The 17,967-nt window shown below is 42.4% G+C and carries 19 protein-coding genes; 9 read left to right on the top strand and 10 right to left on the bottom strand.

Features of this window, described 5'->3' with window-relative positions; all coding sequences use genetic code 11:
- Positions 1-14: 14 nt before the first annotated feature.
- Together ABH008_RS05590 and ABH008_RS05585 are read right to left on the bottom strand one after the other, a co-directional pair.
- The gene (locus ABH008_RS05590) at positions 15-986 is read right to left on the bottom strand and encodes a D-glycerate dehydrogenase (protein ID WP_347988867.1); all 972 of its coding nucleotides are present in this window, start codon (positions 984-986) and stop codon (positions 15-17) included.
- Positions 987-1,543: 557 nt separating this feature from the next.
- A complete protein-coding gene (locus ABH008_RS05585; protein ID WP_347988866.1) occupies positions 1,544-2,710 on the bottom strand; it encodes an aminotransferase class V-fold PLP-dependent enzyme in 1,167 nt (388 codons plus the stop codon).
- Between the two features lie 215 nt (positions 2,711-2,925).
- Here ABH008_RS05585 and ABH008_RS05580 point away from each other — a divergent pair, with 215 nt between their 5' ends.
- The 5 genes from ABH008_RS05580 to ABH008_RS05560 all read left to right on the top strand — a co-directional run bounded on the left by ABH008_RS05580 (position 2,926) and on the right by ABH008_RS05560 (position 8,090).
- Complete coding sequence (locus tag ABH008_RS05580; RefSeq protein ID WP_347988865.1) at positions 2,926-3,879, top strand: CoA ester lyase; 954 nt, start codon at positions 2,926-2,928, stop codon at positions 3,877-3,879.
- 152 nt (positions 3,880-4,031) lie between these two features.
- Positions 4,032-5,213: a malate--CoA ligase subunit beta gene (locus ABH008_RS05575; protein ID WP_347988864.1), complete on the top strand. Its 1,182-nt coding sequence runs from the start codon at positions 4,032-4,034 to the stop codon at positions 5,211-5,213.
- Between the two features lie 9 nt (positions 5,214-5,222).
- Entirely contained in the window at positions 5,223-6,110 is an 888-nt protein-coding gene (sucD, locus tag ABH008_RS05570) for a succinate--CoA ligase subunit alpha (protein ID WP_347988863.1), read from the top strand.
- A gap of 287 nt (positions 6,111-6,397) precedes the next feature.
- A complete protein-coding gene (locus ABH008_RS05565; protein WP_347988862.1) occupies positions 6,398-7,123 on the top strand; it encodes a sulfite exporter TauE/SafE family protein in 726 nt (241 codons plus the stop codon).
- Positions 7,124-7,133: 10 nt separating this feature from the next.
- Positions 7,134-8,090 carry a sigma-54 dependent transcriptional regulator gene (locus ABH008_RS05560; RefSeq protein ID WP_347988861.1) on the top strand — a complete coding sequence of 319 codons (957 nt, stop codon included), beginning with the start codon at positions 7,134-7,136 and terminating at the stop codon, positions 8,088-8,090.
- Positions 8,091-8,194: 104 nt separating this feature from the next.
- Here the strand turns inward: ABH008_RS05560 and ABH008_RS05555 are convergent, their stop codons facing one another.
- The 6 genes from ABH008_RS05555 to ABH008_RS05530 form a co-directional block, all read right to left on the bottom strand.
- Positions 8,195-9,607, bottom strand: coding sequence for a PhoH family protein (locus ABH008_RS05555; RefSeq protein ID WP_347988860.1), 1,413 nt, complete (start codon positions 9,605-9,607; stop codon positions 8,195-8,197).
- Positions 9,608-9,926: 319 nt separating this feature from the next.
- Positions 9,927-10,883, bottom strand: coding sequence for a lipoyl synthase (gene lipA / locus ABH008_RS05550; RefSeq protein WP_347988859.1), 957 nt, complete (start codon positions 10,881-10,883; stop codon positions 9,927-9,929).
- Entirely contained in the window at positions 10,880-11,500 is a 621-nt protein-coding gene (gene lipB / locus ABH008_RS05545; RefSeq protein ID WP_347988858.1) for a lipoyl(octanoyl) transferase LipB, read from the bottom strand. The genes lipA and lipB overlap by 4 nt, the downstream gene beginning before the upstream one ends.
- Positions 11,501-11,505: 5 nt before the next feature.
- Complete coding sequence (locus tag ABH008_RS05540) at positions 11,506-11,772, bottom strand: DUF493 domain-containing protein (RefSeq protein WP_347988857.1); 267 nt, start codon at positions 11,770-11,772, stop codon at positions 11,506-11,508.
- Positions 11,769-12,605 carry a D-amino acid aminotransferase gene (locus ABH008_RS05535; protein WP_347988856.1) on the bottom strand — a complete coding sequence of 279 codons (837 nt, stop codon included), beginning with the start codon at positions 12,603-12,605 and terminating at the stop codon, positions 11,769-11,771. The genes ABH008_RS05540 and ABH008_RS05535 overlap by 4 nt, the downstream gene beginning before the upstream one ends.
- Position 12,606: 1 nt before the next feature.
- The gene (locus tag ABH008_RS05530) at positions 12,607-13,764 is read right to left on the bottom strand and encodes a D-alanyl-D-alanine carboxypeptidase family protein (RefSeq protein WP_347988855.1); all 1,158 of its coding nucleotides are present in this window, start codon (positions 13,762-13,764) and stop codon (positions 12,607-12,609) included.
- A gap of 163 nt (positions 13,765-13,927) precedes the next feature.
- Here ABH008_RS05530 and ABH008_RS05525 point away from each other — a divergent pair, with 163 nt between their 5' ends.
- From ABH008_RS05525 to ABH008_RS05515, 3 genes are all read left to right on the top strand, one after another.
- Positions 13,928-14,323 carry a PilZ domain-containing protein gene (locus tag ABH008_RS05525; protein WP_347988854.1) on the top strand — a complete coding sequence of 132 codons (396 nt, stop codon included), beginning with the start codon at positions 13,928-13,930 and terminating at the stop codon, positions 14,321-14,323.
- An 80-nt stretch (positions 14,324-14,403) separates the two neighbouring features.
- Positions 14,404-14,589, top strand: a complete 186-nt coding sequence (locus ABH008_RS05520) for a YbdD/YjiX family protein (RefSeq protein ID WP_347988853.1) — start codon at positions 14,404-14,406, stop codon at positions 14,587-14,589.
- A 68-nt stretch (positions 14,590-14,657) separates the two neighbouring features.
- A complete protein-coding gene (locus tag ABH008_RS05515; protein WP_347988852.1) occupies positions 14,658-15,191 on the top strand; it encodes a gamma carbonic anhydrase family protein in 534 nt (177 codons plus the stop codon).
- Positions 15,192-15,265: 74 nt separating this feature from the next.
- Here ABH008_RS05515 and ABH008_RS05510 read toward each other — a convergent pair whose 3' ends face one another.
- A complete protein-coding gene (locus ABH008_RS05510) occupies positions 15,266-16,207 on the bottom strand; it encodes a DUF523 and DUF1722 domain-containing protein (RefSeq protein ID WP_347988851.1) in 942 nt (313 codons plus the stop codon).
- A gap of 385 nt (positions 16,208-16,592) precedes the next feature.
- Here ABH008_RS05510 and ABH008_RS05505 point away from each other — a divergent pair, with 385 nt between their 5' ends.
- Positions 16,593-17,342 (top strand): DUF2490 domain-containing protein, encoded by a 750-nt coding sequence (locus ABH008_RS05505; RefSeq protein ID WP_347988850.1) that lies wholly within the window; start codon positions 16,593-16,595, stop codon positions 17,340-17,342.
- A 209-nt stretch (positions 17,343-17,551) separates the two neighbouring features.
- Here the strand turns inward: ABH008_RS05505 and ABH008_RS05500 are convergent, their stop codons facing one another.
- Positions 17,552-17,938 carry a cupin domain-containing protein gene (locus ABH008_RS05500; protein WP_347988849.1) on the bottom strand — a complete coding sequence of 129 codons (387 nt, stop codon included), beginning with the start codon at positions 17,936-17,938 and terminating at the stop codon, positions 17,552-17,554.
- Between the last annotated feature and the right edge of the window lie 29 nt (positions 17,939-17,967).

Genomic DNA, 17,967 nt, shown 5'->3' with positions numbered 1-17,967 from the left:
GCGCAGCACTTAGTTTAGACAACCCGATCAGGCAAGGCATGTCCGGCAAAAAACACAGCCAGATTTGCAAGCACTTTTTCGCCCATCGCGGTGCGGGTGGCAATAGTGGCACTACCCAAATGTGGCAACAGAGCCACATTCTCCAAACGTAAAAAACCCGAATCAATAGCAGGCTCGCCCTCATACACGTCCAACCCTGCACCAGCAATACGTTTTTCCTGTAAAGCCTTAATCAAGGCTTTGCTGTCCACTACATCTCCACGAGCGGTATTAATTAGATGCGCAGTAGGACGCATTAAATTTAAGGTCGCATCATTCATTAGATGTCGAGTTTCAACACCACCAGGACAATGCAAAGAAATATAATCGCATTGCGGCAGCAATTCTTCCAATGTTTCACAGCGTACAGCCTGCAAATTTTCAACGATAGCAGTCTCTGCCAGTGTTGGCTTAAAGAACAAAATTTTCATGCCAAATCCGTGATGGGCTTTTCTAGCCATCGCTTGTGCAATTCGACCAAACCCCACCAAACCCAGAGTAGCACCAGTCACATCACTACTCATCATATGAGTTGGACACCAGCCACTCCATTGCCCTGCTCGCACTAACCGATCACCCTCAGCTCCGCGCCGTGCGGTCATCAACAACAAAGTCATGGCAATATCTGCTGTGCTTTCAGTTAATACACCCGGTGTATTAGTCACAATAATGCCCTGTTGTTTGGCGGCCTGAATATCAATATGATTAAAACCCACCCCAAAATTACCGAGAATTTTGCAGCGTCGATCATTAACATTAATTACCTCTGCGGGCAATAGATCGCAGACACTTGGACATACAGCATCGTAGTTTTGTAAGGCGGTTTTTAATTCATCTATACTGAAACTGTGATCATCATCATTTAAGGTAACATCATAGAGAGTATTGAGTTTAGCTTCTACCGTCGCTGGCCAGCGACGGGTAATAAGAACTTTAGGTTTGTTCATAATGGTCTGTTCAATCTCAAAGTCACTGGAAAAACATGGCATAAAATTATTCTAGAATCAGCAGTTGAGCGCATCTGAGGCTTTCTATTCCAGCTTATCTGACGGCATGATAACTCCACGCTTTACACCTCCACTACAAAAAAAGCAACGCAGTAATGCTAACTGAAACTGTGATCATCGAGCGCGAAGCTTGCATTCCATTTTTCAAACAGAATTAAAGACTTAATTCATTGATTTACTATATTTAACTCGTTTACGAAGCGTTTAACTGCCCATTTTAGAATTATAGATTGCAGCTTGAGCTAAATGCAATAAAACCTATAAAAATCTTTCGCATCCCTTTTTAAGGTATCGGGTAAATTTGTTAGGGTTACAAATTGAGTAAAAATTTGACTATGTTGACAAAACTATTCCCAAAGTTAGTCCTTTACTATTGGAAAACAACTTTAAAATTCACAGAGGGAGCTTGATACATTTTGATAGACTTAAGCGGAAACGTCCATGATAAATAGGCCGATGTGGCTGTCTATTCCGCATCGGCTTCAGTTGAGTATGGACTATTGAGCCGTAGAGCGATAATACTCGATGGCAGCAGCCACACCGCTACCGGGTTTAATGTCGAAACCATTATCCAGCATAGCCATCTCAACGCCAGCTAGCGCCCCTAACAAAGACACATCGTTCATATCACCAATATGTCCAATACGGAAAACCTTACCAGCCACTTCAGTTAAACCAGCTCCAAGGGATATATTATATTTGCTAAATGCAGTACTAATAACATGTCTGGCGTCTTTATCAGCAGGCACCACTATTGCTGTAACGGTATCAGACTCAAATCCAGGATGAGCGCAAAGACGCAAACCCCATGCAGCCACTGCACGACGCACACCTTCAGCTAAACGATAATGACGAGCATACACATTATCCAGCCCTTCAGCTAACAACAAATCCAAAGATTTACGCAAACCATGCAACATTGGCGTTGAAGGGGTATAAGGCGTGTAACCTTCTTTATTTGAGTTTATTTGATCCTTCAGCGACAAAAAAGCACGTGGATAAGTAGTGGTTTCAGAAGCAGTTATTGCTTTTTGACTGAATGCCAGAATTGCAGCTCCAGCAGGCAGCATAAAGCCTTTTTGGGAACCACTTATGGCTGCATCTACGCCCCATTCATCCATTTTAAACTCTAGGCTGGCAATAGAGCTAACCCCATCAACAAACAACAAAGCAGGATGCGAAGCTGCATTCATGGCTTGACGTACACCTGAAATATTACTGGTAACACCGGTAGATGTTTCATTGTGCGTAGCTAGCACCGCTTTAATTTCATGCTGACTATCTGCTTTCAGACGTGCTTCCAATACATCTAGAGGTATACCTTTACCCCACTCAACTTCATGACACTCAACATCAAAACCCAAACGACGTGCCATATCCATCCATAAATGTCCAAATTGACCAAAGCGATAAATTAAAACTTTATCACCAGGATTCAAACAATTGGTAAGCGCTACTTCCCAACCCGCCGTACCCGTTGCCGGATAAACAAAACATTGTCCAGCCTCAGTACGGAAAATCTTTTTCAGATCCGCCAGTATAGGTTTAAATAAATCAGGAAAAATAGGCGAACGATGATCTTCCATCGGTAGGTGCATTGCACTTAATACTTCGTGGGGGGTATTCGTTGGACCTGGTATAAATAAGTGGTTACGACCTGCCATCAGGATTCTCCTATAATAATTGAAGCAGCTATAAATCGGCGGATAGTGGCATATTTAGCATGATTCGGCAAGTCGTTTACACTGTTTTTATTCTAAATCTGTTTATTTATAAGGAATCAGATGATTGACATTGCTTGCCCTAAAAGTAAAATGTCTGTTTATTTAAATTATTTGAGATTTAATCTCAGCATTCCGCATACGCAAGGAAACCATACATGAGTCATACACTATATGAAGCCAACGCCCAGCGCGTTCAACGCTGTGAACTGGCAGTCCCAGGGTCGAATCCCGACATGTTCGAAAAAGCCCTGCAAAGTGGTGTAGATTTTGTGTTTCTTGACCTGGAAGACGCTGTTGCACCAGACGACAAACTTCAAGCTCGTAAAAATGTCATTCAAGCCATAAATGATCTTGACTGGGCAGGCCACGGCATAACTCTGTCAGTGAGAATCAACGGCCTAGATACACAATATATGGTTCGCGATGTTGTGGATCTGGTTGAACAGGCAGGCGCCAAGATTGACACTATTCTGATTCCTAAAGTCGGTGTTTACGGCGACTTATATATGGTGGAAGCCATGTTAAACCAACTGGAAATGCAACAAGGCCTTAATAATAAAATTGGCATTGAATGCCTGATCGAAACAGCTCTTGGCATGGCCAATGTTGAAGACATCGCCAAACAAGGTGCCATTGGTGGCCGTCTGGAAGCGCTGCATTTCGGTGTTGCCGATTATGCGGCCAGCAACAGAGCACGCACTGTCAATATTGGCGGTCTCAATCCTGATTATCCGGGGGATCAGTGGCATGCGGCTATCAGCCGTATGACCGTTGCTTGTCGTGCCTATGGTTTACGTCCAATTGACGGACCTTTTGGCGATTTTAAAGACCCCGATGGCTTTAGAGCAGCTGCGCGAAGAGCAGCAGCATTAGGCTGTGAAGGCAAATGGGCCATTCATCCCTCGCAAATTGCCTTGGCTAACGAGGTATTTACGCCACCTACAGCCGAAGTCGAAAAAGCCAAACGCATTTTACTTGCGTTACAAGAAGCGGCTGCACAAGGTAAAGGCGCAGCCGCACTTGATGGCCGATTAATAGATGCAGCCTCAGAACGCATGGCGAATAACATCGTGCGTGCAGCTGAAGCGATTGCCGCTAAAAGCCGTTAACCAACAAACTTCTGAATCAGAACCCGAGGGCGCTAAACGCCTGGACTGCCATACATGGCAAATGTCTGATTTAAACTTCAAAATCCCGGTTCGTTAACTTTAAGTTTGTGCCGGGATTCAAATGAATCCGAAAATTAACCAAGAGAGATGCTATGGATATTCATGAGTACCAAGCAAAGCAATTATTAGCCGAATATGGCATTAAAATCGCCGACGGAGGCTTAGCTTACAGCCCGGAAGACGCAGTACAACGCGCCAGAGAAATTGGCGGCAATGTTTGGGTCGTTAAAGCCCAAATTCACTCAGGCGCTCGCGGTAAAGCAGGCGGCATCATCGTTTGCAAAAGCCATGACGAAGTCAGTGCTGCCGCTGAGGATTTATTAGGTAAACGCTTGGTTACCCATCAAACTGGTCCTGCTGGCAAAGTTTGTCTGCGTCTATATATAGAAGCAGGCACAGATATAGCCAAAGAACTTTATCTAAGCTTTCTGGTTGACCGTGCTCACGAGCGCATAGTCATGGTAGGCTCTGCTCAAGGTGGCATGGACATTGAAGAATTGGCTGAAACCAATCCAGACGCCATCAAAAAAATTTATATTGAGCCTTCAGTCGGCTTACAAGACTTCCAGGCGCGAAAAATGGGCTTTTATCTAGGTCTGGATGCCTCCCAAATTCCGCAAGCCGTAAAACTAATTCAGGGCTGCTATCGAGCCATGCGCGACCTGGATGCAAATATGATCGAAATCAATCCTCTGGTAATCACCCAGCATGGCGACCTGATTACACTAGATGCCAAAATGGGATTCGATGATAACGCCTTATTCCGCCGCCAAAAAATTTCAGAATTGCGTGATAAAACCCAGGAAGATCCTCGCGAGATGGCGGCAGCAGATCGTGGCCTTAGTTATGTTGGCCTGGATGGTGATATTGGCTGCATGATTAATGGTGCTGGGCTTGCTATGGCAACCATGGACATGATTAAACTGTCTGGAGGTGAGCCAGCTAATTTTCTGGATGTTGGCGGCGGAGCTTCGGCAGAACGCACAGAGAAAGCGTTTCGCATGGTATTAGCGGACAAAAATGTTAAAGCCATGTTGGTCAACATTTTTGCTGGTATTAACCGTTGCGACTGGATTGCCGAAGGCGTGGTGCAAGCGGTGAAAAAAATCGATATGCAAGTACCTTTAATAGTGCGTTTATCTGGCACCAATGTCGAACAAGGCCGAAAAATTATCGCTGACAGCGGCTTGCCTATCATTATGGCAAACACCTTGGCTGAAGCGGCCGAGAAAGCAGTACAAGCACGTAACGAAGTCGTCGCAAGACAAGGTTAAGGAAACGACATGGCAATTTTTATCGACAAACAAACCCGCATTATCGTACAAGGCTTTACAGGCAAAATCGGCTCATTTCATGCTCAAGACATGATTAATTATGGTTCCAATGTAGTCGGCGGCATTACACCTGGCAAAGGCGGCCAAAAACATCTTGACCGGCCAGTGTTTAATACTGTTAAGGAAGCTGTAGAGCAAGCAGGTGCGGAAGCCAGTATCGTTTTCGTACCACCTGCCTATGCAGCTGATTCTATTATGGAAGCTGCGGATGCAGGTATTAAATATTGCGTGGCAATTACCGATGGCATTCCTACACAGGACATGATGAAAGTCAAAATTTTCCTCAGTCGTTTCCCCAAAGAACAACGCATGATACTCACGGGGCCTAACTGTGCGGGCACCATTAGTCCCGGTAAATCCATGCTAGGCATTATGCCCGGTCATATTTACATTCCAGGAAATGTGGGCATTGTTGGTCGCTCTGGTACGCTAGGCTATGAAGCCGCTGACCAGATGAAATCACTAGGCATTGGCATTTCAACTTCCGTTGGTATTGGAGGAGACCCGATTAACGGTAGTTCACATCGAGACATTCTGGAAAGGTTTGAACAAGACACTGAGACTAAAGTGGTGGTGATGATAGGTGAAATTGGTGGTCCTCAGGAAGTAGAAGCAGGCTTATTTGCCAAAGAACACATGAGCAAACCAGTAGTGGCTTATATTGCCGGCCTGACAGCACCTAAGGGCCGTCGCATGGGCCACGCGGGCGCTATTATTTCCTCTTCAGGCGAGTCTGCAGCGGAAAAGGTTGAAATACTGAAAGAGCTAGGGGTCATTATCGCTCCAACACCTTCAGCCATGGGAGAAACAGTAGCCAAAGTATTGGCAGGACTGTAATTTGCGCAACAGACTTAGCGCGCTGTAAAACGACTGCGCTAAGTCTGTTAGCATAAACTTTAGAGATGGTGAAAAGTACGATCAATACTATCACATAAATTTTCTGAATTAATCACTCAGCGCCCCATTTAAACAGCCAACTTTGTCTAAAAACCGATTAATTTTGCAGTAAATTAACATTAATACTTTGTACCGTTAGCAGTTAACCAAGACTAATCCTGCTTTTCCAGAGAGAATGCGTCTATAATTGCCGCTTAACCTATCTAACATACCGCCATCTACTTTACATGCATCTTTATCTTGATTTTAATGCTTCCTATCTTACCGCACTGTTAATGGGATTATTCAGCAGTCTGCATTGTATTGGCATGTGTGGTTCAATTATTGGCACATTGACATTCAGCCTAAGTCCTGAACTACGCAACAACAACAGTCGCTTATTCTGCACCGTACTTTCTTATAATGTGGGTAGAATCATCAGTTATGCTATGGCAGGCGCAGTGGTTGCAGTGGTGGTAGAATTTTTGAGCCTACCTTTTAGCAATGGGCAGGCTCATCGTGCTTTACAATTAATTTCTGCAGTGATTATGGCTGGTGCAGGTTTGTATTTAGCCGGTTGGTTTCCACGTTTTGCCTATATCGAAAAATTAGGCATACACTTATGGAAAATTGCTGAACCCTATGGTCGCAAACTTATTCCAGTTAAATCTTTAAAACAAGCGTTGTTATTCGGCATGGTTTGGGGCTGGCTCCCTTGCGGTTTAATCTATACCGCTCTTGCCTTAGCTGCAACCACTGGCAATATATTACATAGTGCGCTAACCATGTTCATTTTTGGCTTAGGTACTTTACCCGCTGTTATGGGTGTAGGTATAATTACACCTTTGTTAACCCGACTATCCAGAGCTCAGCGCTTTAAAAGCATTGTAGGGGTTTTGTTTATTATCTTTGCCTTACTGGCTGCATTCCCTTCGCTTAACCCCATGCGGGTTGAACACATAATGACGTATTAAAGGGTTATTAATGAATCATTTCAATTCGATTATTGGCAAATCACCTGCATTAGAAGCTTTAATTCGTAGCGCACAAATTGTGGCAGCAACCGATGTCACAGTGCTCATTAAAGGCGAAACTGGCACTGGCAAGGAAGTATTAGCCACCGCCATACAAAAAAGTAGCCCACGGGCAAATAAACCGTTTATTACTTTAAATTGCGCAGCTTTACCTGAAGCGCTGGTTGAATCTGAAATTTTTGGTCATAAAAAAGGCGCATTTACTGGCGCTACCAATGACAAAATCGGTTTGTTTAAGGTTGCAGATGGCGGCACATTATTCCTTGATGAAATCAATTCATTACCACTTTCTATACAATCCAAATTATTGCGTTTTCTTGAGTCGGGCGAATGTTTATGTATTGGTGAAACTACACCCTACAAAGTAAATGTACGCATTTTTGCGGCGACTAACATGGATTTAAACGCCTTGATTGATGCGGGTGAGTTTCGACGCGACCTGTATTTCCGACTTAATGTCGTGCCTTTGGAACTACCCTCCTTACATGAGCGTAGTGAAGATTTAGACTTATTGATTGAGCATTTTTTCAAAAATTTTTCTGCTACCCATAACCTGGAAGCACCGGTATTCAGCCGCGCGGCTGTAAAAGTGTTACGTAGCTACAAATGGCCTGGCAATGTCAGAGAATTACGCAATTTATGTGAACGACTCTGTATTTTGCTGTCAGGACGTAACATAGAACCTGAAAATCTGCCTCGTGAATTTACACTAGTAAAAAGCACTGAAACAGTTGGCGGCTACATATTGCCAGAACTGGGCGTGCAATTGGAAGAACTGGAAGCAGATATTATTTATCAGGCGTTAATAAGAACTAAAGGCAACCGCAGTAAAACTGCCCGCTTACTTGGCATATCCAGAGATGCTTTACTCTATCGCATCCAAAAACACGGATTAGCCAGTCACTGAATGATACTGGCTTCCAAATGTCATTCAGTGATAATCCTTGAACTGTTAATACCTACCAAAATGGCGGAAAAAATATTAACAGTCAGCCAAGAAAACAAATAAAGTTATAAATTTTCTGAAGCAAAATCCGCCAACCTGGAGCGTTCGCCACGCCTTAGTGTTATATGCGCACTGTTCTCCCAATTTTTAAATCGGTCTACTACATAGGCCAAGCCGGAACTGGTTGCCGTGAGATAAGGCGTATCAATTTGCGCCAGATTACCAATACAAATAATTTTTGTTCCTGGGCCAGCCCGTGTAATTAAAGTTTTCATTTGTTTCGGCGTCAGGTTTTGCGCCTCGTCAATGATGAGAAAACGATTTAAAAAAGTACGACCGCGCATGAAATTTAATGAGCGGATTTTAACCCGATTCATCATCATATTATGTGAAGCACCTTGCTCCCATTCGGTAGCCCCAGAACGGCTACCTAGCAGTTCCAGATTATCCATTAAAGCCCCCATCCAAGGTGCCATTTTTTCTTCCTCAGTACCCGGCAAAAAGCCAATATCCTGACCAACGGGCATGGTTTCCCGTGTCATAATAATTTCCAGAAAGGCTTTTTGCTCCAATGTCAAAGACAATCCCGCCGCCAAAGCCAACAAGGTTTTTCCAGTACCTGCCGAACCCAATAGCGTAACAAAGTCAACATCAGGATCTAATAATGCATTAAGGGCAAAATTCTGTTCACGGTTTTTGGCGATTACACCCCATACGTTATGATTTTTAGTTTTATAGTCGCGCGTTAATTGCAACACAGCGGACTCACCATCACACGACTTAACCACCGCTTCAAAACCAAAGTCATCGTCCATGTACAGATACTGATTGGGATACCATTCAGCCACTAACGGACCATGCAAGCGATAAAAAGTACGATTATTATCCTGCCAGGACTCCATTTTACTGCCGTGTTCTTCCCAAAAATCAGCATCCAACGCCATAGAGCCACTATATAGCAGGTCTATATCTTCGATAGCCTGATCATTATGGTAATCTTCGGCATTAATTTGTAACGCTGCGGCTTTAATGCGCATATTAATGTCTTTAGACACCAAAATCACATTAACTTCTGGAAATTCCTGCCCTAAGGCTAGGACAATGCTTAATATGGAATTATCCGCAATTTGACCGGGTAAATCTGCGGGTAATAAATGGGCCAATTGCCGGGTTTGAAAATATAAACGACCATCCAAATTTTGTTCGTTGCCTGAAGTATTTTCAATCAGAGACAAAGGCAACCCATCATTGATGCTTTGTTGATCAGCATCGCGAATTAAATCATCCAGAAAACGGCTAACCTGCCGTACATTACGCGAGACATCGGATAATCCTTTTTTAGCATGATCCAACTCTTCCAACACTATCATTGGAATAAAAATATTGTGTTCTTGGAAGCGAAACAAGGCGGTAGGATCGTGCATTAATACATTGGTATCCAGCACGAACAATTTTTTACCGACGGAAAGAATATTCATATTTTTTATATTTTCTAAAAGATGGATTGCTACTTAGTCCAGTATAGCCACAGTTAAAAACTTAACCTACAAATTGACTGGCGGATGTATAAGCATGGGCTATCAAAAATTGCCATCTACCTGCGATTAAAGTAAAAATATGCATTTACTCCTTCTTTGCCCGCAAAAAAACCACAAAAATTAGATGTACCATGAATACAATAAGGGATAGTTTCGCTGATTTTAAACATTTTCGAAACTTTTGCGGTGAAAATAATTTTAATTTACAAACCATCGCCAGCAAGGTGCTGATTCAAACAGACAACTTAGCGACTAGGCATCAAACCAACCCAGCCGCCTGCAAATCAGCATGATAAGACGAACGCACCAAAGGCGCACTGGCAACCTGCTGAAATCCCATTTGCTTGGCCAGATCGGCGTAACGTTTGAATTGGTCAGGATGAATATACTCTTTAACTGCCAAGTGTTCTTTACTAGGCTGTAAATACTGACCTAAGGTTAACATGCTACAACCATGCTCTAGCAAGTCCTGTAGTACTTGCAGTACTTCTACTTCTGTTTCGCCTATGCCTAACATTAAACCGGATTTGGTGGGTATTTCCGGCAAATTTTCCTTATGCTGTTGAAGTAAAACCAACGAATGCAGGTAATCTGCACCCGGCCGCGCTTCCTTATATAATCTGGGTACGGTTTCCAGATTATGATTAAACACATCACAAGGTTGTTGTTTTAAGATATCCAGTGCTAATGACAACCGCCCCCTAAAATCCGGCACTAATATTTCTATGCGGGTGGCGGGTGATTGTTGACGAATAGCAGCAATACAATGGGCAAAATGCCTTGCACCACCATCGCGCAGATCATCTCTGTCTACTGAGGTTACCACCACATATTTTAAGGCCATAGCGGCGATGGTGTTGGCAAGATTTTGCGGCTCTTCGGCATCTAAAGGCAGTGGTTTCCCATGTGCAACATCGCAGAACGGGCAGCGCCGGGTGCATAAATCCCCCATAATCATAAATGTTGCAGTTCCGTGACTAAAGCACTCTCCTAAATTTGGACAGGCGGCTTCCTCGCATACTGTATGCAAACGGTTTTCGCGTAAGGATTTTTTGATTTGATTAACTTTATCCCCCACTGGCAGCTTGATACGTAACCAGTCTGGTTTACGCAAAATGGTTTCAGGCTTTTCCACCTTAATAGGAATTTTTGATAACTTGTCGGCCTGACGCTGATGCGTTAACGGGTTTGAGCGCGAAGGTGCTTCCAGTTTCATAATTCGATTGCCTTAATGATTTGATGTATGACGGGGACCGCCACTTCATGAGTTTGCACATCTACCCCACATACCAGCAACTGGGTAACTTCCAGACCGGCATAACCACAAGGATTAATATTCAGAAACGGGGTCAGATCCATATTATTATTCAGACTCAAGCCATGATAACAACAGCCGCGTTTAATACGTAAGCCTAAGGAAGCTATCTTTTTTTCTGCAACATAGACACCAGGTGCAGTAGGTTTTGTTTCAGCGCTAATACCGTATTGACGCAGAGTTTGTCGTACAGCATTTTCCAAAATAGTCACTATTTGCCGAGGACCTAAATGGCAACGACGCAGATCGATCAAAACATAAACCACTAATTGCCCAGGGCCGTGATAACTGATTTGCCCTCCCCTATCGCTGGCAACTACGGGAATATTAGTAGCGCTTAATAAATGTTCAAGTTTACCATTTAGCCCCAGTGTGTAAACTGGCGGATGCTCAGTAATCCAGATTTCATCGGCCGTACTTTCAGTACGCTCAGCGGTAAACTGCTGCATTTGTTGCCAGACAGTGACATAGTCCTGCACACCCAAATTACGGACAACGGTACGGGTATCATCCACCATAAAAACTATAAAGCCATCAACACATCCGTGCTGTCAGTTAAATCCTGATAAATAGCATTTAATTGTTCACGACTAGTGGCCTCTATCATCACAGTTACAGCCGTGTAATTGCCAGCTTTACTGGGTCGGCTAGTCACAGCTCCCTCCTTAATATCATCCACATGACGGCGAATAATTTCAACCACAATCAAGTCAAAATCATCACGACTTTTACCCATAGCTTTGATGGGAAACTCACATGGAAATACCAATAAAGATTCGGTTTCTGTCATAGTAAGGATTTTTTATAAGCTTGTAAAAGTTGATCGATTTTCAGCCAAACCTCGCCCGGTTTACCATCGGCAATGACCTCACCATCCAATTCTACAATCGGTAAAATTTCACGAGTGGAACTGGCCACCCAAACTTCACTGGCAGATTTTAGAGCTTCCAGAGCAATAATATCTTCACGGTAAGGAATATTATTCGCTGCGGCTAACTCAAGAATGACATCCCGCGTGATACCTGGCAAAATTTCATTGCTTTTTGGTGGAGTAATTAATTCCCCCTCAATCACCGCAAACACGTTACTGGCGGCACCCTCGATAACATAACCGTTTTTGACTAAAATCGCTTCTGCACAACCTTGATCAAGCGCTTGTTGTCTAAGCAAAATATTACCTAATAAAGTAATGGCCTTAATATTACATAATTGCCAACGGGTATCATCCAGAGTAAGTGCTTTAATACCATTAAATTTACCAGCAAACGGCACTATCTCAGAACACATGGCAAAAATGGTTGGAATCACTTTTTCAGGAAAGCCATGATCGCGTTTTGGTGCGTAACCACGAGTAATCTGTAGATAAATATATTGATCTTTGCTACTTTCTAACAAAGGATTAAAGATAGCCTCCCAATCGCTAACTGAATTATCAATGGACATGCGAATACCAGCAAGACTGTTATTCAAGCGTTGAATATGGTCAGCCAAGCGAAAAAGACGGCCCGCATACGCAGGTATTACCTCATAAATGCCATCTCCAAACAGAAAGCCCCGATCCAGCACGGAGACCTTTGCCTCATCAATAGGCAAATAATCACCATTTAAAAAAACTTTCTGCATATTATTTCTCCAATAATCCCAAAGCCGCATCGTAGAGACGACGGAAAATACCACCCTCTGCAATGCTATCCATGGCCACCAGAGGCTTATTCAGAATGGTTTCTCCAGCCAAGGTAATATTTAAAGTACCTACGGCATCACCTTTATTAACAGGGGCAAGAATAGCCTTATCAATTTGAGTTTCGGCTTTTAACTCTGTAAAGTGTTTGCGCGGTGCGGTGACATACACATCGTCTGCAACACCCACTTGTAATTTAGAACTAACTCCTTTTCTGACTCTGGCTTCGGCCAACGGAGTTTTAGCTTCGTATAAGCGATGGGTTTCGAAAAAGCGAAAACCGTAATTGAGCAGGGATTGACTTTCATTGGCACGCGCATTTGGACTTGCAGTACCCATCACTACCGAAATTAAACGCATATCTTCACGTTTGGCAGAAGCGACCATACAATAACCGGCTTCATCAGTAAAACCAGTTTTAACCCCATCCACAGATGCGTCGCGCCATAATAATTGATTACGATTTTGCTGGGTTATATTGTTGTAAGTAAATTCTTTCTGTGAATCCCAACGATAATAATCGGGAAACTCAGTAATCAATGCTTGTGCCAATATAGCCAGATCACGTGCGGTACTGTAATGATTTTGCGTAGGCAAACCCATACTATTCTCGAAATGACTATTGGTCATCCCTAGTCGAGCAGCTTGTTCATTCATCATGGTGGCAAAAGTTTCTTCGCTACCAGCCACATGTTCTGCCAAAGCAACGCTGGCATCATTGCCAGATTGAATAACCACTCCTTTGAGTAAATCTTCAACCAAGACTTGTTTATTGACTTCTACAAACATCTTGGAACCGCCAGTTTCCCAAGCATTCTGACTGATAGTTACTTTTTCATCCAGAGCCAAATGTCCGGCTTTTAACTCTCTAAATACTACATAAACGGTCATGATCTTGGTTAAACTGGCAGGCGCAACCCGCTTATCAGGTTCTTTTTCTGCCAATACCCTACCACTGTTAAAATCTAACAATATGTAGCTAGACGCTGCAACCGTCGGTGCTGCAGGGGTAAAAACCGGGCTGGCGGCTTGTACCGACAAAACGGTAAGTAACAATAATCCAAAAAACAGACTTAATCTTGAATAGAAATAGGGCATCATAGGTTGTGCATCAAAAAGCTTTCGGGGAAATGCTATTGTAACACTGACCAGAGCTGCTTAGAATAAACGCGGCTGAATCGACTATTAAATCTTGGCATTACATATAAATTTTGCCAAATAACAGTTTCTGCCTATACTTTCCCTGCAACAATGGAGTTAGGCAATGTATACAGAAAATCGCAATTGCAAAAGATTTAATCCGGTAGGCTTAAATGCGCATATTGTTATTGATCTTCCCAACGGTGAAGAAATCGTTGCAGATGGTTATGTACTCGATATGAGTTACAACGGCATTAAAATCAGACTCAAAAGACCTCTAGCCTATATTACCGAAATAGCAGAACTACGAATATCGTTGGTATTACCGGAGTCTGGAATTACTGTTTCCATACATGGCAACATTAAACATGTGCAACAAGACCATGTCTTTGGATTGCAATACAAGCACCATCATACTGAAAATACTCTGGATAACATGATGTTTGAATGTGTAAAACTAACTCATGATAATGTGGATGTAGATGAACAAGACTCTAACCTTACGTTTAAAATTAGTTAACATTATTTACATAACGCAAACAGCCTCTATTATTTTAGTGTATTTATGCTTGGGGTAATTATCTTTACTGATATTAAGAAATGAACCGGAAATTAGAGAAATTGAAAACAGTTTGGCACAATTTGAATGGTGATAGCGCCTACCAACGTTACCTAATTCATTGGCAACAACAGCATGCTATGACTGAAGATAGACCACTTAACCGCAAAGACTTTTTTGCGGAGGAAACACAGCGTAAATGGAACGGTATTAAACGTTGTTGTTAGCTCGTTGCCTATTTTTTATTGTGCCTTTCGCACTTGCCTGATATTTGCATTTTATCTTAGGAGCCCAGGTGGCCATTAGATCTTTCCGTAACCAGCGTCCTCAAATTGGCAACAGTGTCTATATTGATGAGAGTGCCGTTGTAATAGGCAATGTGCTGATTGGTGATGATGTTTCTATCTGGCCTCACACGGTTATCAGGGGAGATGTTGAAGCTATTTCTATCGGCAAAGCTAGCAATATACAGGACGGCAGTGTATTACATGTCTCTCATGCTGGCGATTACTCACCCACTGGACACTCATTAACGATTGGTCGGGGGGTCACAATTGGACACCGAGCCGTAATACATGGTTGCAGCATAGGTAATTTCTGCTTGATTGGCATAGGCGCGATTATAATGGATGGTGCTGTGATTGAGGATTACGTAATGTTGGGTGCGGGAGCATTGGTACCTCCCGGAAAAAAATTGGAAACGGGCCATCTATACGTTGGCTCACCAGCGAAACCATCCAGAATACTTACGGATAATGAAAAAGCCTTTCTGGAATATTCTTCCCACCATTATGTGCTTTTAAAAAACCAATACTTACAACAGGAATAATGAGTAATTACTTACCTGCATGAAATAAAGCCCGTATGCCAGACACCACTTTACCAAACCACCCCACTCTCCTCTCATATTTCATTTAACAAAGACAACTCTCCAGGATGTGGCAACATATAGTAAGAAGCATCTATAAAATCATTTGGCTGTTTTCGAAAATAATGGCGTAACAAGGTAAGAGGCACAATTAAGGGTATTTCATTTTTTCTATAATTTTCAATAGTTTCTGATAACTCGCGTTTATCTTCTTTATCCAAACTAGTTTTCAGATACCCCTGTATATGTTGCAAAACATTGACGTGATTTCCTCTGGTAGCCACGGTTTTTAAACAGCCCATTAATGTGGAAATATATTGCTGCGCATCTGTCGCAAGGGTTTCAGGTTTTATATTGGCAATAATTCTACCCAAGTCCTTAGCAATATTTTGATTGTGACTCATGGCAATCAACTTGTGGCGACTATGGAAGATCATTAGTTCATGGGTTGTTAAGTCTTGCAGACACAATTGCTGCCAACGCCACATAACGAAAACCCGTTGAATAAAATTTTCGCGTAACACTGGGTCACCAAGCCGCCCCTCTTCTTCTATAGGCAAATTTGGAAAGGCTTTCTGCAAATAGTCGGCAAAAATACCTATGCCTGAACGGGCAGGTATTCCATTTTTATAAACCTTGACTCGTTCCATACCACAGCTGGGGGAGTCTTTTTTCAGAATGTATGCAGATAGATTTTTTAACCACTCATGCTGCTGAATTGAGATTTGTTCTAATTTTTCAGTTACATCCAGATTTGAATCTTTAACGCCAATGCTGCGTATGCCTGCAGCGGTCTGCTGTAACTGAATGGGTGGTCTGGGAATAGTCATCCCGCTTGCTACTTCAGGGCAAAATGACCGAAATTCAAAATATTGTCCCAATGTTTGCTCTATGTAGCTATTATATTTATGTGCGCCATCGTAACGTACTAAGTTCCCTAATAAACAACTGCTAATACCCACCTGAATTTTTTCCATAGCTATCTGCCTTATGTTCCTGAATTAACTTTCTTAACTAAAACGGCTACACATTAATGACTAATTAGATCAAGCCAAGCTTCCTGATAAAAACATTCTAAAGTCTACCATGAAGATCCAGCTTTAAATTTACCTCGGTTACGATCTAATATTAGTCAAAATAAAATCCAAGTTTGGTTTATACACACCTATATTTTGACAAAAAAGCAAAAATATAAACATAGATCGTTTAACTATAAAAACTACTTCAAAAATATAGGTCGCAATTATAGCCCCACATCACAAATATCGACCTTTTTAGCAGTCAAAACTGTCACAAATCTGTAATATTTAAGTGTAGAATTCCCGCTGATTTTTCATTCTGTATTATTTTAGGACTACCTAGATGCAAAAAATGTTAACTTACCAATGGCTTACAACCGCCGTTATTCTAACTTCGATTTACCAAACTTCTGTTCAAGCAGGTACTTCTTTAGTTGAAGATACTGGCGCATGGTTTCAGGCAGTTGGTGAAGGCAGTTTAAAAGCTGTCGATCCCTCATTGGAAAAAGCCCGGCTTTGGGTAGAAGGGCAATCACGTTTTGATCAGGGTATGGATCACTGGTATCAAGGCATGGTGCGAGCAGCGGCTGGTTATGCAATTACTGATCGACTAACAGTCTGGGCTGGTTACACTTACCTACCAACTGATAATTTGGTGTACGCTAAAGAACTGCATGGACAACTCGTCAACGGTCAGGCCATAGGCCAGCAAGATTTATGGCCAGCCATTCGTTATGTACTGCCCACGGAACTAGGAACATTTACTTTTAGAACTATGTGGGAAAGTAATTTTGGTCTGGGTTCACAGGTAAGAGAGCGACCCCGCCAAATGATTAAATTTATGCACCCCCTGGAATTCGAACCGCGTTTAAGTTTAATTGCTTGGGATGAAGCATTTTACCGAATAAATACTACCAATTGGGGCGGTAACTCCGGTTTTGACCAAAATCGCGCCTTTGCGGGTTTCGGCTGGAGTTTTAACAGCAATATCCGTACCGAACTAGGATATATGAATCAATATTTGGATGGTGCAAACCACAACACCCATACAGTTCACAATTTGGGCATGGCTTCCGTGTTTGTAAATTTTTGATCAGATAACAACCAATACACCAATTTATTGTTGTTAGTTGGCTATGTGGACTTTTATAATGTCCACATAGCAATTGGCTTAAAGCGCTTCTTTACCGACACATTGCATAAAAGCTAGAATAGTCAATCGAATACTATCTATCTCAGCCAGATTATGGACGTTTTAAAGACATGCAAAAACTGCACGAATAATGATTTCTGTTTACAAAATTAATTTATTACAGGGGCCATTTCAAAAATAATGATTTCAGCTTCCCCAGTACCCACATTTTCCACTGTCATCGCTTCCCCTGTTTCCCAAAACACTTCTCCAGCACTAAATACCTGATTTTTAGCACCCTCTTCAACCCGTAGCTTACCCTTTACCACATAACGCGGCCCTGCCCCCTCATGAGTATGCACAGGGGTTTTATAGCCTTGTGGAAATTGTACTCGTATTACTTTTGAGTCTATGGAGTTTGCAGACAGCGTGACTCTTTTTTTCAACAATAAATGCCGACTAAGCGTCGATGCCGAGAGATCGTCAGTTGCGGCAAAAACAACAGGTGACAATAATACTAAAATGGATATATACAGCAACTTATTTATAAATTTCATGATTTTTTCCTAAACTTTAAATAAAAACA

It is taken from the genome of Methylomonas sp. AM2-LC (assembly GCF_039904985.1).
In the GTDB taxonomy this organism is placed as follows: domain Bacteria; phylum Pseudomonadota; class Gammaproteobacteria; order Methylococcales; family Methylomonadaceae; genus Methylomonas.
Note: the sequence above shows the minus strand (reverse complement) of the source record. Positions and strands in the feature narration are given on the sequence as shown.